Source organism: Shewanella sp. AC91-MNA-CIBAN-0169 (genome assembly GCF_040310165.1).
In the GTDB taxonomy this organism is placed as follows: Bacteria; Pseudomonadota; Gammaproteobacteria; order Enterobacterales; family Shewanellaceae; genus Shewanella.
The window spans coordinates 1-25,141 of record NZ_JBEOPM010000010.1 but is presented as its reverse complement, the minus strand read 5'-3'; the positions used below and the strand labels follow the sequence as shown (position 1 = coordinate 25,141).

General features: G+C 40.2%; 23 protein-coding genes. 3 read left to right on the top strand and 20 right to left on the bottom strand.

Translation table 11 applies throughout. From position 1 onward, the window contains the following. The first annotated feature begins 511 nt into the window (after window positions 1–511). Entirely contained in the window at window positions 512–2,611 is a 2,100-nt protein-coding gene (locus tag AAEY98_RS10320) for a bifunctional 2',3'-cyclic-nucleotide 2'-phosphodiesterase/3'-nucleotidase (protein WP_182743923.1), read from the top strand. 126 nt (window positions 2,612–2,737) lie between these two features. On the opposite strand, the gene AAEY98_RS10315 is transcribed toward AAEY98_RS10320, so the two are convergent. After that, window positions 2,738–3,184 (bottom strand): ATP-binding protein, encoded by a 447-nt coding sequence (locus tag AAEY98_RS10315; RefSeq protein WP_351016887.1) that lies wholly within the window; start codon window positions 3,182–3,184, stop codon window positions 2,738–2,740. Between the two features lie 31 nt (window positions 3,185–3,215). After that, on the bottom strand, window positions 3,216–3,938 hold the full coding sequence (gene cobB, locus AAEY98_RS10310; RefSeq protein WP_351016782.1) for a Sir2 family NAD+-dependent deacetylase: 723 nt from the start codon (window positions 3,936–3,938) through the stop codon (window positions 3,216–3,218). A gap of 358 nt (window positions 3,939–4,296) precedes the next feature. Here cobB and fur point away from each other — a divergent pair, with 358 nt between their 5' ends. Continuing rightward, the gene (gene fur / locus AAEY98_RS10305) at window positions 4,297–4,728 is read left to right on the top strand and encodes a ferric iron uptake transcriptional regulator (protein WP_101086900.1); all 432 of its coding nucleotides are present in this window, start codon (window positions 4,297–4,299) and stop codon (window positions 4,726–4,728) included. Window positions 4,729–4,808: 80 nt separating this feature from the next. Here fur and AAEY98_RS10300 read toward each other — a convergent pair whose 3' ends face one another. The 9 genes from AAEY98_RS10300 to sdhC form a co-directional block, all read right to left on the bottom strand. After that, window positions 4,809–5,699, bottom strand: a complete 891-nt coding sequence (locus AAEY98_RS10300) for an AEC family transporter (protein WP_351016779.1) — start codon at window positions 5,697–5,699, stop codon at window positions 4,809–4,811. Window positions 5,700–5,872: 173 nt separating this feature from the next. Further along, window positions 5,873–6,745 carry a succinate--CoA ligase subunit alpha gene (gene sucD, locus AAEY98_RS10295; RefSeq protein WP_101086898.1) on the bottom strand — a complete coding sequence of 291 codons (873 nt, stop codon included), beginning with the start codon at window positions 6,743–6,745 and terminating at the stop codon, window positions 5,873–5,875. Continuing rightward, window positions 6,745–7,911 carry an ADP-forming succinate--CoA ligase subunit beta gene (sucC, locus tag AAEY98_RS10290; RefSeq protein WP_101086897.1) on the bottom strand — a complete coding sequence of 389 codons (1,167 nt, stop codon included), beginning with the start codon at window positions 7,909–7,911 and terminating at the stop codon, window positions 6,745–6,747. Before sucC ends, sucD begins: the two co-directional genes overlap by 1 nt. 76 nt (window positions 7,912–7,987) lie before the next feature. Continuing rightward, the gene (gene odhB / locus AAEY98_RS10285; RefSeq protein ID WP_182743925.1) at window positions 7,988–9,184 is read right to left on the bottom strand and encodes a 2-oxoglutarate dehydrogenase complex dihydrolipoyllysine-residue succinyltransferase; all 1,197 of its coding nucleotides are present in this window, start codon (window positions 9,182–9,184) and stop codon (window positions 7,988–7,990) included. A gap of 28 nt (window positions 9,185–9,212) precedes the next feature. Then, a complete protein-coding gene (gene sucA, locus AAEY98_RS10280) occupies window positions 9,213–12,035 on the bottom strand; it encodes a 2-oxoglutarate dehydrogenase E1 component (protein WP_101086895.1) in 2,823 nt (940 codons plus the stop codon). 202 nt (window positions 12,036–12,237) lie between these two features. Then, on the bottom strand, window positions 12,238–12,945 hold the full coding sequence (locus AAEY98_RS10275) for a succinate dehydrogenase iron-sulfur subunit (protein WP_101086894.1): 708 nt from the start codon (window positions 12,943–12,945) through the stop codon (window positions 12,238–12,240). 16 nt (window positions 12,946–12,961) lie between these two features. Beyond that, window positions 12,962–14,728 carry a succinate dehydrogenase flavoprotein subunit gene (sdhA, locus tag AAEY98_RS10270; RefSeq protein WP_101086893.1) on the bottom strand — a complete coding sequence of 589 codons (1,767 nt, stop codon included), beginning with the start codon at window positions 14,726–14,728 and terminating at the stop codon, window positions 12,962–12,964. Next, window positions 14,729–15,076, bottom strand: coding sequence for a succinate dehydrogenase, hydrophobic membrane anchor protein (sdhD, locus tag AAEY98_RS10265; RefSeq protein WP_101086892.1), 348 nt, complete (start codon window positions 15,074–15,076; stop codon window positions 14,729–14,731). Beyond that, window positions 15,070–15,444, bottom strand: a complete 375-nt coding sequence (gene sdhC, locus AAEY98_RS10260) for a succinate dehydrogenase cytochrome b556 subunit (RefSeq protein ID WP_101086891.1) — start codon at window positions 15,442–15,444, stop codon at window positions 15,070–15,072. The genes sdhD and sdhC overlap by 7 nt, the downstream gene beginning before the upstream one ends. A 429-nt stretch (window positions 15,445–15,873) precedes the next feature. Here sdhC and AAEY98_RS10255 point away from each other — a divergent pair, with 429 nt between their 5' ends. After that, window positions 15,874–17,160 carry a citrate synthase gene (locus AAEY98_RS10255; RefSeq protein WP_101086890.1) on the top strand — a complete coding sequence of 429 codons (1,287 nt, stop codon included), beginning with the start codon at window positions 15,874–15,876 and terminating at the stop codon, window positions 17,158–17,160. Between the two features lie 696 nt (window positions 17,161–17,856). On the opposite strand, the gene AAEY98_RS10250 is transcribed toward AAEY98_RS10255, so the two are convergent. From AAEY98_RS10250 to AAEY98_RS10210, 9 genes are all read right to left on the bottom strand, one after another. Continuing rightward, window positions 17,857–18,294: a hypothetical protein gene (locus tag AAEY98_RS10250; protein WP_351016776.1), complete on the bottom strand. Its 438-nt coding sequence runs from the start codon at window positions 18,292–18,294 to the stop codon at window positions 17,857–17,859. Beyond that, a complete protein-coding gene (locus tag AAEY98_RS10245; protein ID WP_351016773.1) occupies window positions 18,281–19,171 on the bottom strand; it encodes an N-acetylmuramidase domain-containing protein in 891 nt (296 codons plus the stop codon). Before AAEY98_RS10245 ends, AAEY98_RS10250 begins: the two co-directional genes overlap by 14 nt. Before the next feature lie 103 nt (window positions 19,172–19,274). Further along, entirely contained in the window at window positions 19,275–20,402 is a 1,128-nt protein-coding gene (locus AAEY98_RS10240; protein WP_351016771.1) for an ADP-ribosylglycohydrolase family protein, read from the bottom strand. A 169-nt stretch (window positions 20,403–20,571) separates the two neighbouring features. After that, entirely contained in the window at window positions 20,572–22,161 is a 1,590-nt protein-coding gene (locus AAEY98_RS10235) for an RHS repeat domain-containing protein (protein WP_351016768.1), read from the bottom strand. 52 nt (window positions 22,162–22,213) lie between these two features. Beyond that, entirely contained in the window at window positions 22,214–23,239 is a 1,026-nt protein-coding gene (locus AAEY98_RS10230; RefSeq protein WP_351016765.1) for a hypothetical protein, read from the bottom strand. 188 nt (window positions 23,240–23,427) lie between these two features. Continuing rightward, window positions 23,428–23,553: a hypothetical protein gene (locus tag AAEY98_RS10225; RefSeq protein ID WP_259395515.1), complete on the bottom strand. Its 126-nt coding sequence runs from the start codon at window positions 23,551–23,553 to the stop codon at window positions 23,428–23,430. Between the two features lie 58 nt (window positions 23,554–23,611). Further along, on the bottom strand, window positions 23,612–24,142 hold the full coding sequence (locus tag AAEY98_RS10220) for a hypothetical protein (protein WP_182697105.1): 531 nt from the start codon (window positions 24,140–24,142) through the stop codon (window positions 23,612–23,614). Continuing rightward, window positions 24,142–24,438 (bottom strand): hypothetical protein, encoded by a 297-nt coding sequence (locus tag AAEY98_RS10215; RefSeq protein ID WP_351016762.1) that lies wholly within the window; start codon window positions 24,436–24,438, stop codon window positions 24,142–24,144. Before AAEY98_RS10215 ends, AAEY98_RS10220 begins: the two co-directional genes overlap by 1 nt. Before the next feature lie 47 nt (window positions 24,439–24,485). Beyond that, window positions 24,486–24,905 carry a peptidoglycan-binding domain-containing protein gene (locus AAEY98_RS10210; RefSeq protein ID WP_351016759.1) on the bottom strand — a complete coding sequence of 140 codons (420 nt, stop codon included), beginning with the start codon at window positions 24,903–24,905 and terminating at the stop codon, window positions 24,486–24,488. Window positions 24,906–25,141: the final 236 nt, after the last annotated feature.

Sequence of the window (25,141 nt, the reverse complement as noted above, 5' to 3'; positions counted from 1 at the left end):
CGCTGTTACCTAGCAAAGGTTAATTAAAGGATAAACCTTAATATATTAAGATTTTAATTCTATTATTAACCATACCCGTTATGGTTTTGATCGTGTTAATTTTAACCAGCACAGTGAATATTATTACATTTATAATGACTATTTAGTCTAAATAAGCAGAATTTATATATTTAGTGACATAAGTGTTATTCATAGTAAACCATGAAATAAGTTAATAGTACCAGTCTCAGTCTCAGTCTCAGTCTCAGTCTTTATTAAGTAAACCGACAAATTAATATAAAATACAATGATAGCCAGTCAGCTTTTTATCACTTTTTATGGCTATTAATTGCGCGAACGCACTCGTTAATCATATTAATTCAGCGTTCCATCACAATTTATTCATATCTTATGCTTATAATCACCGCGGTGTTTTCATTTTATTATCAAAATAGTTAAGGAACGTTAACACTACGTAAGAGGCAAAAACAAAAAATACGCCTCGGGGTCAAATAAATATAGAGAGTAAAATATGTTAAATAAAACACTTCTTGCCGTTGTTATCGCTGGCGCACTGGGACTCGGCGGTTGCGGCTCTGATAATGACGATCAAACAAGTACTGTTACTGCAGATATCAAGTTACGTGTAATGGAAACGACTGATCTTCATACTAATATGATGGATTACAACTATTACTCAGGGAAAGATGATAAGACCATTGGTCTGGTACGTACAGCAAGTTTAATCAATGCAGCACGCGCCGAAGTCACTAACTCAGTTTTATTAGATAACGGTGATTTATTGCAAGGTAGCCCTATGGGGGATTACATTGCCAATAAATTCAAAACTGACAGCAACATGTTAACCGACACACACCCAGTGTACAAAGCAATGAATACACTAGATTATGAAGTAGGTAATATTGGTAACCATGAATTTAATTATGGCTTAACATTTCTTGAGCAATCAATATCGGGTGCAAATTTCCCTTACATTAACTCGAACGTAATTTGTGCTGATAAAGATGGTTGCTGGGGTGATGTGCTATTTAATGAAAACATGTTCACACCGTATATCATTAAAGACAAAGTTGTTATCGATGTTGACGGTAATGAACACACAATCAAAATCGGTTATATCGGTTTTGTACCACCACAGGTTTTACAATGGGATAAAGCTAACTTAGACGGTAAAGTTGAAGTCTTAGGCATTGTTCAAGCGGCTAATAAGTTTATTCCGCAAATGAAAGCTGAAGGTGCTGATATTATTTTAGCCATTCCGCATTCTGGTATTGGTTCAAGTGAAAACCCTGGCGATCCATGGGCAGAAAACGCCACTTATGCACTCACCAATGTTGATGGTATTGATGCAATATTCTTTGGCCACAGCCACTCAGTTTTCCCAGCAGCAAGCTATAGCGATTTACCGAACACCGACGTAGAAAAAGGGCTATTAAACGGCATTCCAGCTGTAATGCCTGGTCGTTGGGGTGATAACTTAGGTGTGGTTGACTTAGTTGTACGCCAAGTAGAAGGAAAATGGACCGTAATTCATGAAGAATCAACGGCTAAAGCACGCCCAATTTACGACAATGCTAATAAAGTAGCATTGGTTGAAGGTGAAGCGAGCTTACGTGATGCAATTGAAATTGAACACAATGGTACTATCGAATATGTTAGCCAACCTATTGGGGTTGCTGCCGCTAACATGTACAGCTTCTTAACGTTAGTTCAAGATGATCCAACGGTTCAGATTGTATCTAATGCTCAAATAGCGCGTGTTAAAACATTAATTACTGATGATTTAAAAGATTTGCCAATCTTGTCAGCATCGGCACCATTTAAAGCCGGTGGACGTTATGCTGAAGGAGATGCAAGCCAATATGTACAAGTTGATGCTGGCGACCTTTCGTATAAAAACGCAGCTGACTTATACCTTTATCCAAATACTATGGTTGCAGTTAAAGCCACCGGTGCGGAATTAAAAGATTGGTTAGAATGTTCTGCCAACCAGTTTAATCAAATTGATCCAACCATCAGTGCCCCACAAAATTTAATTAATCGCGCAGGCCACCCAACCTATAACTTCGACGTTATTGATGGCCTAACTTACAAAATAGATGTAACTCAACCAACTAAGTTTGACCGTAGCTGTGAAGTTGTTAACGCCGGTGCTAACCGTATTGTTGACTTAGCTTACACTGCTGCCGATGGTACGGTTATTACGGGTGATGATTTAGCCGCTATGTCATTTGTAGTGGCATCAAATAACTACCGTGCATTTGGTGGTTCATTTGCGGGTACCGGTTCTGACCACGTAGTGCTAGAACTGCCAGATACCAACCGTGATGCATTATCAGCTTATATTACTGAGCAATCACAACCAAATGCAACTGGCGGATATGATGCTATGGTCGATCCATCAGCTGATTACAACTGGGATTTTAAAACTATTGATAATGCGACTGTTGCATTAGACATTCGTTTTGAAACTCAAGATAGCGATGTTGCTGACAAGTTTGTTGCTGATAATCAACAACGTAAAATGGTGAAGTTACCTACAACAGCTGATGTTGTCGCAGGCTTTGCGATTTATAGCATCGACCTAACGACACCTGTTGCTGCTAAATAATTATTCGCGGACTCAATACAAAGAAGGCGCTTTATGCGCCTTCTTTATTTTTATAGTTCTGGCCTAAAATATGGCCACACAACTTAAATACAGTCACCATTATTTAAACAATGAGTTTGCAAACTATTACTCTTCAAACAACTGCGCCATTTTTTGAATATGCACTAATGAAACGTGATGTTGATTTCGTTGTGCACAAAGCTGTTGATGTTGGTCATCATCTGGATTCCCTACTAATACCACTTTAACTTGATAGCCTAACGCTTTTGCTGCTGCGTCATAAGCCATAAATTCCCATTTCGCGATATTAGTATTATCACAAATAACTATTGGTTCATTTCGCGCCAACGCCTGAATAAAAGCCGTTAAATTAGCCTGATGATATTGGCCAATTTTTTGCGGATTAAAGCGATATTGTCCCTGTTGATAAAAATAGCGGTCTGTAGAGAATAGACCATGCTGTCGGATATGAATCGCCTGCTCAATGCCTTGAGAAATAATAAATTGTTCAACCCAATAAGACTTACCACTGCCAGGTAAGCCACGCATTATAATCGCCAGCTTTGGCGGCATCACGTCATTTACCGCTCTATCAACTAACGTTTCACTCACTTCCAACCACCTTACCCGCTAAAATATCATCAACTAACTTAGGTAAAATATCACCCGCTTTTCCGGTAAAATGATATTGAAACTGACTATGACGGTCTGCAGGATCAAGGTTAACCTCCACAGTTTGAGCACCGTGGTGATTCGCACTATCGACAAAGCCTGCCGCGGGATAAACCGTACCAGATGTGCCAATCGCAATAAATAAGTCACAGTGGTCTAAAGCGTCGTGGATTCTGTCCATACCAAAAGGCATTTCCCCAAACCACACAATATGTGGCCGCAAGCGTTTTCCCGGGATACAACAAGTGCAACAGTTTTCAGCACCAAAAGGTTCACGTAATACAAAGGTTTGTAATGATTGTGGGCATCGACCTTTTGCTAATTCGCCGTGCATATGCAGTAATCGTTTAGACCCTGCCCGCTCGTGTAAATCATCAACATTTTGGGTTATCACTAGCAATTCACCCGTAAATTCTATTTCAAGTTTAGCGAGTGCTAAATGTGCTGCATTTGGAATGACATCATCACTGTGTAATTGTTGCCAGCGGCTATTATAAAAACGCTCCACTAACTCGATATCTCTTGCATAGCCTTCAGGAGTGGCAACATCTTCAATATGATGCTGTTCCCATAAACCATGCTGATCTCTAAACGTGCTCATACCCGACTCAGCTGAAATACCTGCGCCGGTCAGCACTACAATTTGCCGGTACATTGTTTGTCCTTTATTGTGATGATGTAAAATAAAATGTAATGACTTTTAATACCATATCAAAAATACGTACTCAGGTTACAAAATGTTGTCACTACACGGTCTAAAAATTCACATAAAATTCATGTTATAGATTTGATAATAATATCGGATATCCGAATAGGTACAATAATCCCTTAGTATAAGTAAGCTTATTGAGAGATCCTTAACAAATAATATCAGCTTAAGTGACTGTTTTACTAAATATCCTCTATATAGGTTGATAAAGCAGCTTAAGAGGTTTATGTTTTTAGACTCAAGACATATAATGATTAGAATATCCACCGATGAACCGATTGGTTCTGCAATCAAGAGATTAGCAATGACAGATGGAAATCAAGCACTCAAAAAAGCCGGATTAAAAATAACTCTGCCGCGAGTTAAAATTCTAGAACTGATGCAATCCCCAGACAACCAGCATATCAGTGCAGAAGACTTATATAAAAAGTTACTCGAAATAGGCGAGGAAATTGGTCTCGCTACTGTATACAGAGTATTAAACCAGTTCGATGATGCGGGCATTCTAAATCGTCATCATTTTGAAAGTGGTAAAGCGGTGTTTGAAATGTCGACTCAACAACACCATGATCATTTAGTGTGTTTAACCTGTGATAAAGTGATTGAGTTTACTGACGACGTAATTGAACGTCGCCAAGATGAAATCGCCATGCGTCATAACATCAAGCTGACTCACCATAGCTTGTACCTTTATGGCCATTGCACCAATGATACTTGTGATCACGCTGACGAATAGTCAGTATGTGAGCAACAAACAAACCAGCAAATTTGCTGGTTTTTTATTGGTTAATATTTGTCATAAGATTAAAAATTTAGTTAAAGCAACAATGTCAGCCATAGGCTAAAACTAAACACAGATAACAAGGTCGATAATACCACTGTGCTACCTAAAGTTGATTCATGTTGCTTAAGCTCTGTGGCAATAAGATAAGCGTTGATGCCAAGAGGAGAGGCACTGAGTAACACCAACATCGCGGTGCTTGAAGCTGCTAGCTCAAACACAAAATGCGCCATCACATACACTAACGCTGGCAATAAAATAATTTTTAAGCTACTTGCCATTAAGGCTAAACGCCAATGTTCACCTACGCGATAAAAACTTAAATTAGCACCTAGCACAAACAATGCACACGCCAAAGCTGGCTTAGCTAATAGCGCTAAACCATCATCTAATTGTGGTCCCAAGTTAATACTTAATGCATTCGCCAAAATGCCTAGCCCTATACTCATTACTACCGGATTAAGTGCCATAGAGCGAGCAAACCGTCGCCACGAGAAACCCTGAGGCTGCGCTCGTGCCGCTAAGATAAAAGTCAGAGCAAACAAGGTGGCGCTATGAAAAGTAATGATCATAAATACCTGCCCTATCATTGCTGGGCCTAATGCCGCGATAATAATGGGTAAACCTACCAATACCGTATTGGAATAACTGGCGCCCAACGCGAATACCGCACTGGCATCATGCCCCTGCAGCGCTATTGGACTAAAGTGTCGATTAATTCGGTAACCTATAGCAAACACTAACAACACTGGTAAATAAAAAGCCAGCAATGCAAATGGGTCAATGCTTTGCGCTAATGGTGCTGCCAGCATATTGATAAATAAAAATGCAGGAATACTGACATAAAAAGTAAATTTGCTGATCCCGGCAATGTGTTCTTTATTAAAGAAACCCACTCGGGTTAATACAAAACCTAATACCACCATAAAAATTAACGGAAAATATAATACTGATGATGGCCATACTTACCTTACAAATACCGAACTAAATGCCAACTGATTGTCTATTATAATAATATGAAAAATATAACAGTATGAAAAATAGTGTAAAAAAACCAATAAAAAAGGCGCCTAAGCGCCTTTTTCAAGCCGAGTAAATATTACCAGCCAGTACGAATACGTAGTGCTTTACCAATGTCAGCTAAAGAGCGAACAGTCGTAACGCCTGCAGCTTCAAGAGCAGCAAACTTATCTTCAGCAGTACCTTTACCACCAGCGATAATTGCGCCAGCATGGCCCATGCGCTTACCTTCTGGTGCAGTAACACCAGCAATGTAAGATACAACAGGCTTAGTTACGTGTGCTTTGATATATTCAGCTGCTTCTTCTTCAGCATTACCACCGATTTCACCGATCATTACAATCGCTTCAGTCTGTGGATCGTTTTGGAACATTTCCAATACGTCAATGAAGTTAGTACCAGGAATTGGATCACCACCGATACCTACACAAGTAGATTGGCCGAAACCTTCATCAGTAGTTTGCTTAACTGCTTCGTACGTTAATGTACCAGAGCGTGAAACAATACCAACTTTACCAGGTAAATGGATGTGACCAGGCATGATACCAATCTTACATTCACCAGGCGTGATAACACCTGGGCAGTTAGGACCAATCATGCGAGTGCCAGTTTCTTCAAGCTTCACTTTCACTTGCAGCATATCAAGTGTTGGGATGCCTTCAGTGATACAAACGATTAGCTCAAGGCCAGCGTCGATTGCTTCAAGGATAGCATCTTTACAAAAAGGTGCTGGTACGTAGATAACAGTTGCAGTTGCACCTGTTGCCGCTACAGCATCTTTAACTGTGTTAAATACTGGAAGACCTAGGTGAGTTTGACCACCTTTTCCAGGAGAAACACCACCAACCATTTGCGTGCCATAAGCAATCGCCTGTTCAGAGTGAAAAGTACCCTGACCACCAGTGAAACCTTGACAGATTACCTTGGTATCTTTGTTAATTAAAACAGACATTATTTGCCCTCCGCAGCTTTAACAACTTGCTCAGCCGCGTCAGTTAGACTTGTAGCCGCGATGATATCAAGACCAGACTTAGCCAATACTTCACGACCTAATTCGGCGTTAGTACCTTCAAGACGAACAACAACTGGCACTTTAACGCCAACTTCTTTAACCGCACCGATAATACCTTCAGCGATCATATCGCAACGCACGATACCACCGAAGATGTTAACCAATACTGCTTTAACATTGCTGTCAGAAAGAATGATCTTAAAGGCTTCAGCAACACGTTCTTTAGTTGCTCCACCGCCAACGTCTAAGAAGTTAGCTGGCTTGCCACCGTGTAGGTTTACAATGTCCATTGTACCCATTGCTAGGCCGGCACCGTTAACCATACAACCTACGTTACCGTCTAAAGCAACATAGTTTAATTCAAATTTTGCAGCATGTGCTTCACGTGCATCATCTTGTGATGGATCATGCATCGCTTTGATTTTTGGCTGACGGAATAATGCGTTGCCATCAATACCAATTTTGCCATCTAAACAATGAAGGTTGCCTTCAGTGGTGATAACAAGTGGATTGATTTCTAATAACGCAAAATCATGGTCGTTAAACATGTTCGCTAGACCCATAAAGATCTTAGTAAACTGCTTCATTTGTGTTGGGTTTAAACCTAACTTGAAGCCAAGATCGCGAGCTTGGAAAGCCTGAGGACCTGTTAACGGATCAATGATAGCTGTGTGAATAAGCTCTGGCGTATGTTCAGCCACAGTTTCAATATCAACACCACCTTCAGTCGACGCCATGAACACTACACGACGTGTGCTACGGTCAACAACTGCACCTAAGTACAATTCATTGGCGATGTCAGTGCAGCTTTCAACTAGAATTTTAGCAACTGGCTGACCTTTAGCGTCAGTCTGGTACGTTACTAAGTTCTTACCTAACCAGTTTTCAGCGAATGCTCTGATTTCGTCTTTACTTCCGGTAACTTTAACGCCACCTGCTTTACCACGGCCGCCAGCGTGTACTTGACACTTAACAACCCATAGGTTACCGCCAATGTGGCCAGCTGCTTCAACTGCTTCTTGAGCGGTATCACATGCAAAGCCTTCAGAGACTGGTAAACCATATTCGGCAAATAAAGATTTTGCCTGATACTCATGCAAATTCATGATGATCTATCCATATACTTCTAATCAAATCCAACTGGCTCAATATGAGCCAGCGACGAGGGTTTTATCTAACTACTTATAGATCAAGTAGCAGACGAGTTGGATCTTCTAGGAAGTCTTTAATCGCGACTAAGAAGCCAACTGACTCACGACCATCAACAATACGATGATCGTAAGAGAGTGCTAGGTACATCATAGGCAGGATTTCAACCTGACCATTGACTGCCATTGGGCGATCTTTAATGGCATGCATGCCTAAGATTGCGCTTTGTGGTAGGTTCAAAATGGGTGTAGACATTAGCGAGCCGAAAACACCACCGTTTGTCACAGTGAAGTTACCGCCAGTCATGTCTGCAACAGACAGTTTTCCGTCACGGCCTTTAATGGCTAATTCACGTACCGCTTTCTCAATCTCAGCTAGGTTCATGGTATCAGTGTCACGTAATACTGGTGTCACCAGGCCACGTGGAGTCGATACTGCAATGCTGATATCAAAATAGTTGTGATACACAATGTCATCACCATCGATAGAGGCGTTAACTTCAGGGAAACGTTTTAGCGCTTCAGTCACCGCTTTGATATAGAAAGACATAAAGCCTAAACGAATACCATGACGTTTTTCGAAAATGTCTTGGTACTGTTTACGAATATCCATGATTGGCTTCATGTTCACTTCGTTAAACGTGGTTAACATTGCCGTTGAATTTTTCGCTTCTAAAAGACGTTTAGCGATAGTCTTACGAAGACGTGACATTGGTACACGCTTCTCACTACGGCCTTCTAATACTGCAACAGGCGCTACCGGCGCTGCGGCTTTAGCTGGAGCAGACTTAAGGAATGCATCAACATCATCCTTAGTCACACGTCCACCAACACCAGAACCTTTAATTTTACTGGCATCAAGATTATGCTCAGCAATAACACGACGAACAGATGGACTTAATGCATCGTTAGATTCATCAGTAGCGACTTCAGTCGTTGCATTAGTAGAAGGCGCTGATGCTTCAGCTTTAGTCACTTCTTGGCCAGACACTGCACCAGCGACGAAATTAGCAATCACTTGCTCACCTAAAACGGTGTCACCTTCTTGGAATAACAATTCAGAGATTGAACCGTCTTCTGGTGCAACCACTTCTAATACAACTTTGTCAGTCTCGATATCAACTAAGTTTTGATCGCGTGTCACCTGTTCACCAGGTTTAACATGCCAAGTAGCAATAGTTGCATCAGCAACAGATTCTGGTAATACGGGTACCTTAATTTCGATACTCATGGAAAGCTTCCCTTATATAAATTATCTATTACGACAGTTTTAATGCGCTATTTACTAATGATTCTTGCTGCTGTACGTGCAACCCAGGATAACCACATGCTGGTGCAGCAGAAGCTTCACGACCGGCATAAGTTAGTTGAGCGCCTGCAGGAATATTAGCCCAGAAATGATGCTGACTACAGTACCATGCACCTTGGTTTTGTGGCTCTTCTTGACACCAAACAAAATCAGTAACATGTTGATATGTTGCTAATGCCTCACGCAATTCCACGTCAGGGAACGGATATAGCTGCTCAACACGCACAATGGCAACGTTGGTAACATTCTCTTTGCGACGTTTTTCAAGTAACTCGAAATACACCTTGCCGCTACAGAATACAACGCGGTCAACTTGGCTTGCATCTAAGGTATCAATCTCACCAATAATATTTTGGAAAGTCCCTTCAGCAAGCTCTTCTAAGGTAGACACCGCTAATGGATGACGTAGCAAAGATTTAGGTGACATGACTACCAGCGGGCGACGCATTGGACGCACAACCTGGCGACGCAACATGTGATAAACCTGCGCCGGAGTTGATGGCACACACACTTGCATGTTGTGGTTAGCACATAATTGCAAGAAGCGCTCTAGACGTGCACTTGAATGCTCAGGACCTTGGCCTTCATAACCATGAGGTAATAGCATCGTTAGACCACATAAACGGCCCCACTTTTGCTCACCAGATGATAAGAATTGATCAATCACCACTTGGGCACAGTTGACGAAATCACCAAACTGCGCTTCCCAAATGGTCAAGCCACCTGGTTCTGCCGTAGCGTAACCGTATTCAAATGCCAACACAGATGCTTCAGATAATACTGAGTCAATAATATCAATTGGCCCTTGTTCATCAGCCACATTACGCAAAGGTAAATAGGTAGTGCCGTCTTTTTGGCTATGCAATACAGCATGACGATGGAAGAACGTACCACGACCAGAGTCTTGACCAGTGATCCGCACACGCTTGTTATCTTCAAGGATAGAAGCATAGGCCAAGGTTTCAGCGAAGCCCCAGTCTAATAACTTTTCGCCTTTAGCCATCGCAGTACGGTCAGCACAAATTTTGGCAACACGAGATTGAAGCGTATGGTTTTCAGGAATATCAACTAACTTATTGGCTAAGTTTTGTAGACGTTCCATTGACATAGCACCCGCGTAATCTTCATCCCATTCGCGATTAAGATACGGTGTCCAGTCAACAGTATGTAACGTCATAGGACGCCATTCTTTAACCACACAATCACCAGCATCTAATGCATCACGATAATGGTTAATCAAACCAGTCACTTCATCGGCTGGAATACTATTTTCAGCGATTAACTTATCTGCATAGATTTTACGTGGCGTAGGGTGCTTTTTGATTTTAGCGTACATCAGCGGCTGTGTAGCACTAGGCTCGTCAGCTTCGTTATGGCCATGACGGCGATAACACACTAAATCAATAACCACATCACGCTTAAATTCATTACGATAATCCACTGCAAGTTGAGAGATAAACGCAACCGCTTCAGGATCGTCAGAATTAACATGAAAAATTGGCGCCTGAACCATCTTAGCGATGTCAGTACAGTATTCGGTTGAACGTGTGTCAGCCTGATTAGATGTGGTAAAACCAACTTGGTTATTGACCACTATTCGAATGCTACCGCCAACAGTAAAACCACGTGTTTGAGACATGTTAAACGTCTCTTGCACAATGCCTTGGCCAGTTATAGCAGAATCACCATGAATAGTAATTGGCATGACTTGCAGACCGTCTTTACAACCACGACGATCTTGACGAGCACGAACAGAACCAATAACCACTGGATTAACGATCTCTAAGTGAGATGGGTTAAAGGCAAGTGCTAAATGAACGTTTCCACCTGGCGTTTCAAAATCAGATGAGAAACCTTGGTGATATTTTACATCGCCAGAACCGTGAGTGTCGGCATGCTTACCCGCAAACTCATCAAAAAGTTCAGCAGGACGTTTACCTAGCACGTTAATGAGCAAGTTTAAACGACCACGGTGAGCCATACCTACCACGATTTCTTTAGTACCCGCTTCGCCTGCACGGTAAATGATTTCACGCATCATCGGAACGAGCGAATCACCACCTTCTAAAGAGAATCGCTTAGCTCCAGGGAATTTAGCACCAAGGTATTTTTCGATACCTTCTGCAGCATTCAACCCTTCAAGAATACGCTTTTTGACGCTGTTATCGTACTGGGCTTTACCTAATGTGGGTTCAAGACGTTGTTGGATCCAACGCTTTTCATCGGTATCAGTAATATGCATGTATTCAGCACCAATCGAGCCACAATAAGTGCTCTTTAGTGCGTGAATAATATCAGCCAGTTTCATGGTCTCACCACCTAGGGCGAATGAACCAGTATTAAACTGACGCTGCATGTCATCTACGGTTAAGCCGTGATAAGCAGGATCTAACTCCTGAACTTCCTCGCGCTTCCACAATCCTAATGGATCTAAATTGGCATTTTGATGGCCACGGAAACGGTGAGCATTGATCAGTTGCAGAACCTTAACTTGCTTCGCATCTAACTCTGGATCGCCGACGCTGGTAGCGTTTTTTAAACGACCTTGTAGAGCTAAACTGCGGAAATAGTCACGAACTTTAGAGTGAGCAGTTTCGGGTACTTCTACTGAGGCACCGTTAACCGGAGGGAGATTATCAAAAACAAGCTGCCAATCAGGGGTCACTGATTGCGGATCTTCTTGATAGGCTTCATACATCTCTTCTACGTAGGTCGAGTTCGAACCACTTAAATGTGACGACTCGAGCCAGGCTTTCATGATGCCTTGGTGCATTGTTATTCCTTTCAAACTTGATACACGTGCTAGCCATAAACATAACAGTGAGTAACGTAAGTTACATCACACGTAGACTGAAACTATCTTTACAAGATAGTAGCAGGAGGTCTTACATAAACACGCAAAAGAGCCATCTCCAATAATGAAGATGACTCTTAACAGAGCTAATAAGTCAGACTATTTTGCTCTTCGTCGTGCATTAAACAGCTCGCTTCAGTAACATCGACTTGATATGACCAATCGCTTTAGTTGGGTTTAATCCTTTAGGACAAACATCAACACAGTTCATGATGCCATGACAACGGAACACACTGTAAGCATCATCTAGATCAGATAAACGCTCCTCAGTTGCCGTGTCGCGGCTGTCAATCAAGAAACGATAAGCATGCAATAAACCGGCTGGACCGATAAATTTATCCGGATTCCACCAGAAAGATGGACACGAAGTTGAACAACATGCACACAAAATACATTCGTATAAACCATCTAAATGAGCACGCTCTTCAGGTGATTGTATATGTTCACGAGCTGGCGCCTTTTCATCATTGATCAGATAAGGCTTAATTTTTTCGTATTGCTTGTAGAACTGAGTTAGGTCAACGACCAAATCTCGAACTACTGGCATGCCTGGTAAAGGACGGACTTCAATTTTCTTCCCTTTAAAGGTAGATATTGGCGTAATACACGCTAATCCATTTTTACCATTCATGTTAACACCGTCAGAACCACACACGCCTTCACGGCATGAGCGACGAAACGCAATCGTTGAGTCTTGTTCTTTCAGCTTAATTAACGCATCCAACACCATCATATCAGAACCATCAGGCACTTCTAGGGTGTAATCCTTCATGTAAGGCTTGGTATCTACATCAGGATTATAACGATACAATGCAAATGTTAATTTCATCTTTTGCAACTCCTGCCTAATAGGTACGTTTTACTGGTGGGAATGCATCACGTAATTTAGGTGTCATGTTGACATCACGTTTGCTCATATTCTTAGTCACTGGGTCAAATAAGCTATGACACAACCAATTGTCATCATCACGATCTAAATAATCTTCACGAGAATGCGCACCACGGCTTTCAGTACGGAAGTTAGCTGCATAAGCAGTTGCCAGCGCTGTTGCCATTAAATTATCTAATTCTAAACATTCAATACGCTGAGTATTAAATTCATTTGAGTTATCAGATAACTTAGCATTATCAAGTCGCTTTTGAATAGCTTGTAGCTGCTCTAGACCTTCAGCCATGGCTTCACCACTGCGGAAAACAGAGAAATTTAACTGCATACACAATTGAAGCGCTTTACGAATAACCGCAGGTTCTTCGCCGTCTTTGTTGCTTTCCCAACGATTAAGACGAGCAAGTGATGCACTAATTTCTATGTCTGATGCCGCTTTTGGATCAGGTGTCGCGTCTAACGCTTTACCTAAATGTTGACCCGCAGCACGTCCAAAGACCACTAAATCGAGTAATGAGTTACCGCCTAAGCGGTTTGCACCGTGTACAGATACACAAGCGATTTCACCAACCGCAAATAAACCTAATACATCTTGCTCACTGCCATCTTTATTCTGACGAATAACTTGACCGCTCACTTTAGTCGGTAAACCGCCCATCATGTAGTGGCATGTTGGCAATACAGGAATAGGACCGTCTGCTGGATCGATATGAGCGAAAGTACGTGATAATTCACACACACCAGGAAGACGCGCTTCAAGGGTTTCTTTGCCCAAATGATCAAGCTTTAGTAACAAATGCGGACCTAAAGGACCGTCTAAACCACGACCTTCGCGAATTTCAGTCATCATTGAACGTGCTACCACGTCACGAGAAGCTAAATCCTTCGCATTCGGTGCATAGCGCTCCATGAAGCGTTCGCCATCTTTATTTAATAAGTAACCGCCTTCGCCACGACAACCTTCAGTTACCAAGGTACCTGCACCAGCAATACCCGTTGGGTGGAACTGCCACATTTCCATGTCTTGTAATTGAATGCCAGCACGTGCTGCCATACCTACACCGTCACCGGTGTTAATATGAGCATTAGTGGTCGAAGCATAAATACGCCCTGCACCACCCGTTGCTAATATCGTTGCTTTGGCTTTGAAATAAACAATATCGCCTGTTTCAATTTCAATTGCGGTACAACCCACTACAACGTCATCTTCATTTTTAACCAAATCTAAGGCATACCACTCAGAATAAACGTTAGTTTTATGTTTAACGTTTTGTTGGTATAAACAATGAAGCAATGCATGGCCTGTACGGTCAGCAGCAGCAGCGGTACGAGCAGCTTGCTCGCCACCAAAGTTACGAGACTGGCCACCAAAAGGACGCTGGTAGATTGTGCCATTTTCGAAACGAGAAAAAGGTAAACCCATTTGCTCAAGTTCAATAATCGCTTCCGGACCCGTTTTACACATAAACTCAATAGCTTCTTGGTCGCCGATAAAATCAGAACCTTTAACCGTATCGTACATGTGTTGTTCCCAATGGTCCTCGTGAGCATTACCTAATGCTACGGTGATACCACCTTGAGCAGAAACGGTATGTGAACGAGTTGGGAATACTTTAGATAACAGCGCACAGCTCTTACCTTCTTTAGAAATCTGTAATGCTGCTCGCATACCCGCGCCACCGGCGCCGATTACGATTACATCAAATTCGCGTACTGGAATACTCACTTAAACACCCCACACTATTACAATGCCTGACGCTAAATAACTGATCGCGACCATAACAAAGGTAAACTGTAATACACCACGTAACGCTGTGTGTTTGACATAATCAGTCAACACTTGCCATACACCAATCCACGCATGAATAAGTAAAGCAACTAACGTTATAAGGGTAAAGACTTTCATTGGAAGTGAACTAAATAAGCCACTCCAAATTTCGAAAGTTAACGGGGCACTACACGCGATAAAACCTACTAAGAAAATAGTATAACAAGCGAGGATCACTGCACTTGCGCGTAATAGAATATAGTCATGAACACCACTGCGTCCAAAACTTGCTGCATTTGTTACCATACCCAAATCCCCGCTATGATTGAAAAGACTACTGCTAACACAAAAGTAGCCTTAGCTGATGCAACACCCGAAGTTAATTCTTCCCAGTGTCCGGCATCCATAATCAAATGACGAATGCCACCTAATAAATGATAACCCAACGCAGTTAAAATACCCCAAATGATGAACTTCATCACGAAACCATCGAACAAGGATTGTACGCTAGCAAACCCCTCTGGTGATGTTAAAGTCGAATTTAACAGCCATAGAAGAATACCAATTGCGAATAGCATGATAACACCGGAAATACGGTGTAGGATTGACGCGATAGCTGTCGCAGGAAAGCTTATCGTCTGCAGGTCTAGATGGACAGGTCTTTGCTTTTTCACGTTCTGCTCACTCAGCTCCGTCGAGCATTATTTTTGTTATCTATCTGTTTTTTGTTTAACTATTAACGCTAACACTAGGCATACGTTTTAAAACAAATAACGGACCACTCTGAAACATCTAATCAATTGAGAAACCACTATTTAGTTCGTAAATTCATCATTCCTAAACTGTGATGTTCGTCGCCCTTGGGGGCGCAGGCAAGTATACTCGTGGGAATTGTCAAATACAAACCTCACATTATGCAAAATAAGTTTTTTTAGTATTTTTTTATTCTAATCCAAGCGCAGAGCGGTTTACAGGGCACATATACCATGGTCTAACAAATTTAAACGCTTATTTAAATTGATCTGTGATCCCGATCCACTGTAAAGTAATGACCGCTTAACATGCCGCACTCATATAGAAGAATGAAGTAAGGAGAACGGGGTATGGCTGATAATATAGCCAAATTAGAGTTACCAGGAAACGAATCAATCGACCTACCTATCAAGAAAGGTACTGAAGGTTTTGACGTTATCGACATCAGTACACTTGGAAAAAAAGGGTATTTCACCTTTGATCCAGGCTTTTTAGCTACTGCATCTTGTGAGTCAGCAATTACTTATATTGATGGTGAGCAAGGTATCTTGTTACACCGTGGGTATCCAATTGAACAACTTGCAACTGAATCGACCTACTTAGATTTATGCTACTTGCTATTATATGGTGAATTACCGTCTAAAGCTGATTACGAACAATTTGTTTCCACAGTGAAAGAACACACTATGGTTCATGAACAAATTGCATTCTTTTTCAGAGGTTTCCGCCGTGACGCACACCCAATGGCAATGCTATGTGGTGTAACAGGTGCATTATCTGCTTTCTATCAAGATTCTCTTGATGTTAACAATCCAAAGCATCGTGAAATTGCAGCTTACCGCTTAGTGTCGAAAATGCCGACAATAGCAGCGATGTGCTACAAGTACTCAATGGGGCAACCTTTTGTTTATCCACGTAACGATTTAAGTTATGCAGGTAACTTCTTGTCGATGATGTTTGCTACTCCGTGTGAAGAGTACAAAGTTAATCCTGTTGTAGAAAAAGCAATGGACCGTATTTTTGTATTGCATGCTGATCATGAGCAAAATGCATCTACATCTACAGTTCGTTTAGCTGGCTCTTCAGGTGCTAACCCATTTGCATGTATTGCAGCGGGTATTGCTTCGTTGTGGGGCCCAGCTCATGGTGGTGCTAACGAAGCTTGCTTAGAAATGTTAGAAGAAATCGGCAGCGTTGATCGCATTCCTGAATTTATCGAGAAAGCGAAAGACAAAAACGATCCATTCCGTCTAATGGGCTTTGGCCATCGCGTTTATAAGAACTTCGACCCTCGCGCTAAAGTGATGCGTGAAACTTGTCATGAAGTCCTTAAAGAACTTAAAGTGGTTGATCCATTATTAGACGTGGCAATGGAACTTGAGCGTATCGCTCTTGAAGATGAATACTTCATCTCTAAGAAGCTATACCCGAACGTTGATTTCTACTCTGGTATCATCATGAAAGCCATTGGTATCCCTAACGATATGTTCACAGTGCTATTCGCATTGTCACGTACTGTTGGTTGGATTTCACATTGGAAAGAAATGTTAGATCAACCAGGCCACAAAATCAGCCGTCCACGTCAGTTATACACTGGTGAGTCTGCACGTGAATTTGTGAGCGTTGATAAGCGTTAATCTTTTGATTAACCAAACTAAAAAAGCGCCGAAAGGCGCTTTTTTGTTATTTAAATTTAGATATCGGTGACTATTAAACGTAGTGTATAAACCAACCCTAAACATCTTTGATGATTTATAATCGGTTAAAAGCTATGTTTTTTGGAACATTTAATATTAAAAACTTTAACAGATTAAAGTCGTATTACAGTAAATCAATTTTGAGTTGGTGGTAGTTAAACTCAAATTAGTCTTTGCTGATGACGCTATTATAATCCGGATCACCATTACCGGTGTACGAGCTAAGAGGTACTAAACCTCTCCAAGAACCCATATTAATGGCTTTTTTACACCATAGTTCCAGCTTTTAGGAGCATTAATTAAGCTTTTTTGGCACTGCTCCGCGGCAACATTAATTGTTAAGTTGTGATCATCTATATAAATTGAATTATTCCACCTCGGACCTGCTTCGTTGGCGAAAGATATAACAAAGAAAAAGCAAAAAAAATGTTTTCCCCATGTCAAAGTCCCTTCTGAAGAAACTCTTTTTTGAGAAATATAAACTGTAAAAGAAAGCATAGGCGAAGGTATTAATGAGCCTGTTCAGCAAAATAGACCTGCTTTTCTAATTCATCATCTTGGTACAGTTATTCCACTTTAATCACTTTGATCACTTTGATCACTTTGATTAGCAAGATAATGAACATTTTTAATTCACTAGAAATCTTCAATAGAGCCCAACTTACTAAAACCTGAATCATCACAAAGCCAATATTCTTTTTTACCAATTTTTTGTGTTGTTACTGATGTTTCTTTAGTAATCATATTAAGTTCTTCGCTGTAGTAGTCACTCACTATGACTTCATTATCGTCGTATGTGAAAGTCATACTGTGCTCTGTAACTAAAGAACGGTGGTAGCTCGATTTACTCACATCACTAATTAGCGCTGCATTAGCAAGCTTTGAACTCTCAATATTAAATTGTTCTAATTTAAACGTGTTATCTATTTTACTAATAACAACATCAATCGATTTGGGCTGATCAGCGTGGCATTTAAATATAATCTCTGCCACATCACGCTGAGAGGCACTACACGATGCAACTAAAAATAAGGGTAAAAGCCACAAAGCGTTAGAGAGTTTACTTTTTGTCATATTTTTCAAATGCCTTATGTAATTTAATATCATACTTATTCTGTTCGTACTGTGAACCGTTATAACCTTTCGCAAATGAAGCCCAGTCTAGCGTTATTAGGTACTTTTCTAGCCCTTTATTCTTTACAAAGCTAACGAAAGCATCAAGCTGTTTTCTTTCTGAGCTGAACATTGCTTTAACAAAAGCTTCTACGCTAGTAAAACCTGACTCACTATAATTAAAGCCCATAATTTGAAAGCGCCCCCATGAAGTCGACTTCAAAGCCTCTGTAGTATCTAAACTCATGGCAATTTTAAGCCTTGCATACTCCTGAGAGCCACCGGTATATAAACTTCGATTCCAGGTTCTGCTGGATACAGATGGATTATTCAGATCATACTTGTGATTTGTCAAACGAGCAAAAATATGGGCTTCAAATAAGATTTTCGGCTTTCCGTTTGAGAAAAATGCATCACCAGGAGACTCTACTTCCGCAACAGCTTTAACAGCAGCGACTTTACAACCAAGTTGATTCGCAATATCTAGATAATCAGAATCTGATATTTTTTGAATTTCGCTAGATGCTACTGGCAACTTAAAGTGAGCTTTGCTTGAGACCGCTATTATCTTTTCATTTAGCTTTCGATGAGTTCGACCATTTACGTCAATTTTGCCATCTGGACGTACCATGTTGAGTGCTTTACTTTGAAATAGCTTTATCGCTGCAACAGTTTTAGCGCTTTCAGGCTTAGAGCCTAAACGGCCATCAACAATTAATGATTTTGTAGGAAGAATGGATTTGAGTAATTTATTTAATGCCGTTTGTACAGCTTTTACATCGTTAAAATTGTTAGCACCACCCAGCCCGACAGCTTGAGTTATTTTTATTGATGACATCGTATTATCCTTGTCATAGTTGATTTTATTAAAAGGTGAAATCTGAAACAAGGCCAATTGGAGTGAATGGCCATATTATTGTTAATTTAAATTATAACTATTTTTAAATTGCTCTTTCTGAGATTATTATGTCTTTCAGCTCTTCAGCTTTTAAATAGAAACAATGACTCTCTTTTATTTTACGAACCCATCTAAAATCAATAACTCTTTCACCATAATAGGCACCTGCTAGTTGACCATATATTGCTCCAGTTGTATCTGCATCCTCACCTAAATTGACCGCTAACAGTGCACCTGTTTCAAATGAATCACTATGGAAAAATGCCCATAATACAGCTTCCAAGGTATGCATTACATATCCACTTGCTCGAATATCTTTTGCTTTTTTGTTCTTGTATTGTTCTTCTTTTATTAATTTTAGTACGGAATCACAAAGTGGGTTTTGTTCCCAATACTCATCAATAGGAGTATATAGTCCATCAAGTAATTCATCTTTTGATATCCCATGTAACGCGCCCCAAATAAGACCGCTAAAATATCGACATGCATCAACAGCTTCAATTGCCCCATGAGTTGTCATTGAACTTAACGCTGCGTATTTAATAGTATTTTCAAAACTATTAAAGTAACGAATAGGAATGGGGGCAATTCGCATGAGGGAGCCATTCCCCGCAGACATTGGAGTTGTATCACCAGATAAAGGGTCGCCTGTTTGCTGGTAACGTTTTAAAGCAGATACAACTGTATTACCAATATCAAAGCATTTTCCTGTGGCACTAAATACCCCGTCTTGCCACCATTTATAATATAAGTCCATTTGATCTTTTAAATCACACTGCTTAGTTCTAATAAGACTATGTGCCAAGCAATACATCATACTGGTGTCATCTGTCCATTCACCTGCTTTTAAATTAAATGGACCACCACCAACAATATCGGTTAAGGGCGGAAAAGAGCCAGGTTCTTTAAATTCAACTGTGGTGCCTAATGCATCACCAATCGCACAACCAATTAACGCGCCTCTAAAACGATTTATATCATCCGCACTATCAACATTAATACGTTGATAATATCCTTTACACTCTTCGTCTGTAGCAGTCGGTTTTGCAATCCGGAAAACAAAGTACGATGACATCCATTGAGTTTTATGCGGTTCTCTAGAACCACTCAACTTATTTGTCATAAAAGGAAAACGAAGATCATTTGGAATTTTTTCTTCAAGTCTAATCATTTCTAAAATAAGCTCATCTGTGATTAGCTTACCTGTACGTTCATCATAATATTTTTTTTATTCATAATTAAACTTCTTCCAATCTTATTCTATGCTGTCCATTAAAGAATGATTTTGATATTACTCGAAACTTTGTCGAAGTTTTGAAAAATATTTCTTTTTCATCAGATTATACAGCTGCGTTATCAGAAATATTTACACCTGTTTTGGATTTTATATAAATAATCGTATTACCATCAAATACTTTAGCTACATCGCTTGTAGAACTTTTAAAGGCTTTTTCATGGTGTATGCCACCAACAGGAAACAATTCTTCTATCAATTCGTCTGTAAACTTATCACCTCGAAATACTTGGCCTTCGAATCTCAATTTAGGATTCTCGGCTAACTTTACTAACCCGTTATCTGCTTCCGCCACTAATGTAGACCACTTTGCTTTGTCTTCAGGAGAAAAACCTCTCAACCCCTTATTGATGGGCTCACATAAGTCTGTACTGTAAACTGAAATAGCTAAAAACTCTTCTCTAGTTAAAACCTGCATATCAGGATCAAGATAATAATTCATTAGAACATGTTTTTTGAATTCTTCACCTTCTTTAAATATCAAACTGGTTATTTTATCCAGTTCAGTATCAATCAATTCATCTACAGTTGGTGCTTCATATTGGTCATCAATCGATTCATTTTGTGCTGCGGCATGTTCAGTTGCTACCACAGAAGGAGATAACTCGAACAAAGATGCAACATTTCCGCTTGCTAAACCTTGTTTAATTTCTTTAGGTGTCAAAAAACCAATTTGAGCAGCTTCTAAAAGATCTAATTGAAGCTGTTTACTTATAGAACCTGTATCTACTGCGCAGTTTAAAGCTTTATTAAGTGAGGCTTCTCCCTCTTTACACATCAATCCAAACGGATCTACCCAATTCACTGGATTCGGCGCATATTGATAATGGTTTATGCCACCCACTAATCCGATAGGGTCTTGATGTATAAATCGTGCTTGCCCAGGGCTGTAGTACCTAAAGCGGTTGTAGTGTAACCCTGATTCGTCATCAAAGTATTGGCCTTGAAAACGGATTGGGTTAGGAATCTTGTCTTGCAGAGCTGCATAATCAATATCAGCATGCTCATTATCCGCATCTTCAATATCTGTATCTTTAATAGATGTGCTTTTAATTGTCTGACCGAACACATCTTGTTGGCTGCGCCAGACAATTTGGGTGTTTTCATCCGTTAAGCAAATCGGGGTGCCGAGTTGGTCTAGGTGATAATAATAAACCTGCCCGGACTTAATGAGTGCGACGGGTGTGAAAGTATCAGGTTGATAAATATACCAGGTGTATTCACCTAAGGTGCATTCGCCAATCAGCTGGTGATTATCCCAAATAAAGTCGGTGCGACCAAGCTCAGTGATTTTTGCACTGCGGCGGCCTAATGCATCATATTCGTATTGCGTCAGCTTGCCATTAACGTTGATTTGAACCAATTGGTTCAAACCATTAAAACTACGTTGTTGTTTATCGCCGCTGCCTATTTGGCTGATTTGGTTGCCACTGACGTCGTAACGGTAATCAACGCCTGCCATGCTCATTAAGCGGTCGTTGTTAACCACCACATCATTAAGGTTTTTATTGGGCCTTGCTGTGTCGGATGATAAAGCCGATGACGCTGGCTGTTGAATGTGTTCTGCACACTCTAATCCTGCAGAGCCATTAACACGACCTTCAATCAAAAGCAGATGCGTTAACCAGTAACGCATCTATATTGGGGTTATTCATTTTTTAAAGAGCTGATACTGTGTTTCGCTTTATTTATTCGCATCTATCTTCATCAATTGGCGATAGGACACTTCGTAAGGGGGGATTATGCGTCACAATCGATTTTTGAAAGCTCACATTTAAATCAGCTAATGACTCAATACCAAATTCTTTTAATGCTGACATCAATTGCTCTCCCTTGATATTTTTGTCACGTAAATCAATCACAAAGCTTTGTAAGTTTTGCAGTTCAGCCAATATTTTACTGACTTCTTTACTGAGTGGTGCCTGTGCTTCTTTTAACGCATGATAAGCCGCTTCTCTTGCGCTATCTGATGATGAGAAAAGTGTTATTTTTTCATCGAATGCAGAGTGTAATTCTGCTTTGTATACTGTTAATTTTTCAACAATATCAGCAATAGTAACCTCTTTTTCACGGCTGAACTCCTGCTTAGCGTCATCGATACGCTCGAATACTTTTTCTAATCGCTCTTCATAGTCGTTAAAGTCATTCACTACTCGCCATAAATCAGCAACAGACTGTTGTGGGTAATCTGCTTCTTCAATCATGCCAAAAATCTCCATCCGAACAGCGTTTACGCCTAACATCGCAGGCTTAATGGCGGCTATCGCAAACACACCAATCACAGCATATAATTGATATTCTGACGTCATGCTAGGAACGTGACCGGTGACAAAGTAAACAAGACCAGCATTGATAAGATGCGCAACAACGGCAATGATAGCGGCTTTAATCTTGATTTTTTTAACCCTGACTAAATCATTGCTCAAATCAATACTGTCAGGCTTTTGAGGATGTGTCGCTCGTCTCTCTAGCATGGTTTGAGCATTACGGGCGATAAAGTAAGTGCTACCGATTAATAAGCTAATGGTAGATACATACCAGAGATAAAGAGTCGCTGAAACCCAGACATGAAATTCAAATTCTGGGACGTCATATTGTTGAGCAAACCATTTAATCAACACGACCAGTAAAAAGGTCCCCACAATCCACCCTAACCACTCCTTGATTGTTTGAGTGTAAAATTCGCGTCTAATTTCGCCGAATATATCGTGCATAGTATTCCTTTACCTTATTGATGATGTTGATTCCGCCTAATTACTGTAGAAAACTAGGCGTTAGATATCATGATGATAAGTTTATTTATGTGGGTATGAGACTACTCATCACCAAGAATATGAAATAATTCTTAGCTAAAAAGATAATCTTTGTTAATTTTACCATTCTTTATAGAACCCTATATGTGTCAACGGTATTCTTCGAGTTGAATGCCACACAGAAAAGCGTTAACCACCACTCGCGAAAAACGGCGATAATAAAGAATATATTCTACGCTAACGATGGTGCCTTTGGGTCTGGAAATACTATTCAATTCAGTAGCCTTATCGGCTGACAGCACAGCTACTGAGATAAATGCCAATGATATTATTTTAACGCTTTTTATGTATACCCGTTAGGTCAAAATCATAGTATGCCAATTGGTTTATTACCTTATTTTTAACTAATTCGGTATTGTTAACTTCAATACTTCCATTAACGATATTGATTTGGCTTAAATTACTACTTAAGGTAAAGTTTGGAAGTTCAATTAAATCAGAGTCTACATATTGGTACCCTTTCAATACCTGAAGCTTGTTCCCCGTATGATATTTGATCAAGGCATACTCAATATCATCTTTTTTTATCAGTGTGATATTTGGCGTGTGTCCCTTCAAACGAACAGCAATAAATGGAACACCTTCATTATATGCTAAAACATAGGTGTCAAGAGTCGGTAAACAAATGCCCGATTTATCTTCATGTAAAAGTTTAACTTGATCAAATCTTTTTGACTTAACATCATCACTACTAAATTGCACTAGTATCGGCTTTATCACTTTTATTTGAATACAATCTGACGCTGCAGCAAAATGGCTAGCGGTCAATAATAAGACTGCAAAAATAGATTTATATAACGTCATTACTTAACCCCATAGGTTTGCCAATTATGAACATACTCTTGAATTGTTCCCTTACCTAACGGCGTATTGTAATAAGATTTCCAATACGCTGCCTGACCATGAAGATCATCCTCTGATGGTAACCCTGCTGGTGCCCTTAAATAATGCACTCTTGCCATAGCACATGCATATAGATCATTATCTTTTAGCTCTTGTAATTTGTCATCATTGTTCAACAATTCGCTGACTTTTTTTGCAAGATCGGGTCTGTATGCTAGATAATTATCCCAAATATCATCGTGTGTGGCAGGTTCCATTTGAAAATAACTTAAAGCAGGCCCACCACCTAATTGTTGTCGGTATTTTAAACGACTCTCCTGGATGCTGTTCCTAGTAGTAACATTTCTGCATTTCTGGAGGCTAAACCTATTTTCAAAAGAGCTGGCTTTATTACATTAGTAATGAAAAGTTTAGGGTCTTGCATTCCGGTGACCTGAACGCTATTTACTATCAACAATTCATTTATCTTTCGATGAGTTCGACCATTTACGTCAATTTTGCCATCTGGACGTACCATGTTGAGTGCTTTACTTTGAAATAGCTTTATCGCTGCAACAGTTTTAGCGCTTTCAGGCTTAGAGCCTAAACGGCCATCAACAATTAATGATTTTGTAGGAGGAATGAATTTAAGTAATTTATTTAATGCCGTTTGTACAGCTTTTACATCGTTTCCATTGTTAGCTCCACCCAACCCGACAGCTTGAGTTATTTTTATTGATGACATCGTATTATCCTTGTCATAGTTGATTTTAATAAGAGATAAAATCTGTAATTCTTTAATTTTCGGGAACTGATTTTTGACAATTTAACGATATAATTCCATTTCCCTGAGGTATTCCCCAACGGATTGGGTTAGTTATCTTGTCTTGCAAAGCAGCATAATTGTAATGGTCTAATGAAACTGTAGAGATTTATAGCTTAAAATAAGCAAAATCTTAAAGGTATTTATCATGATTAGAA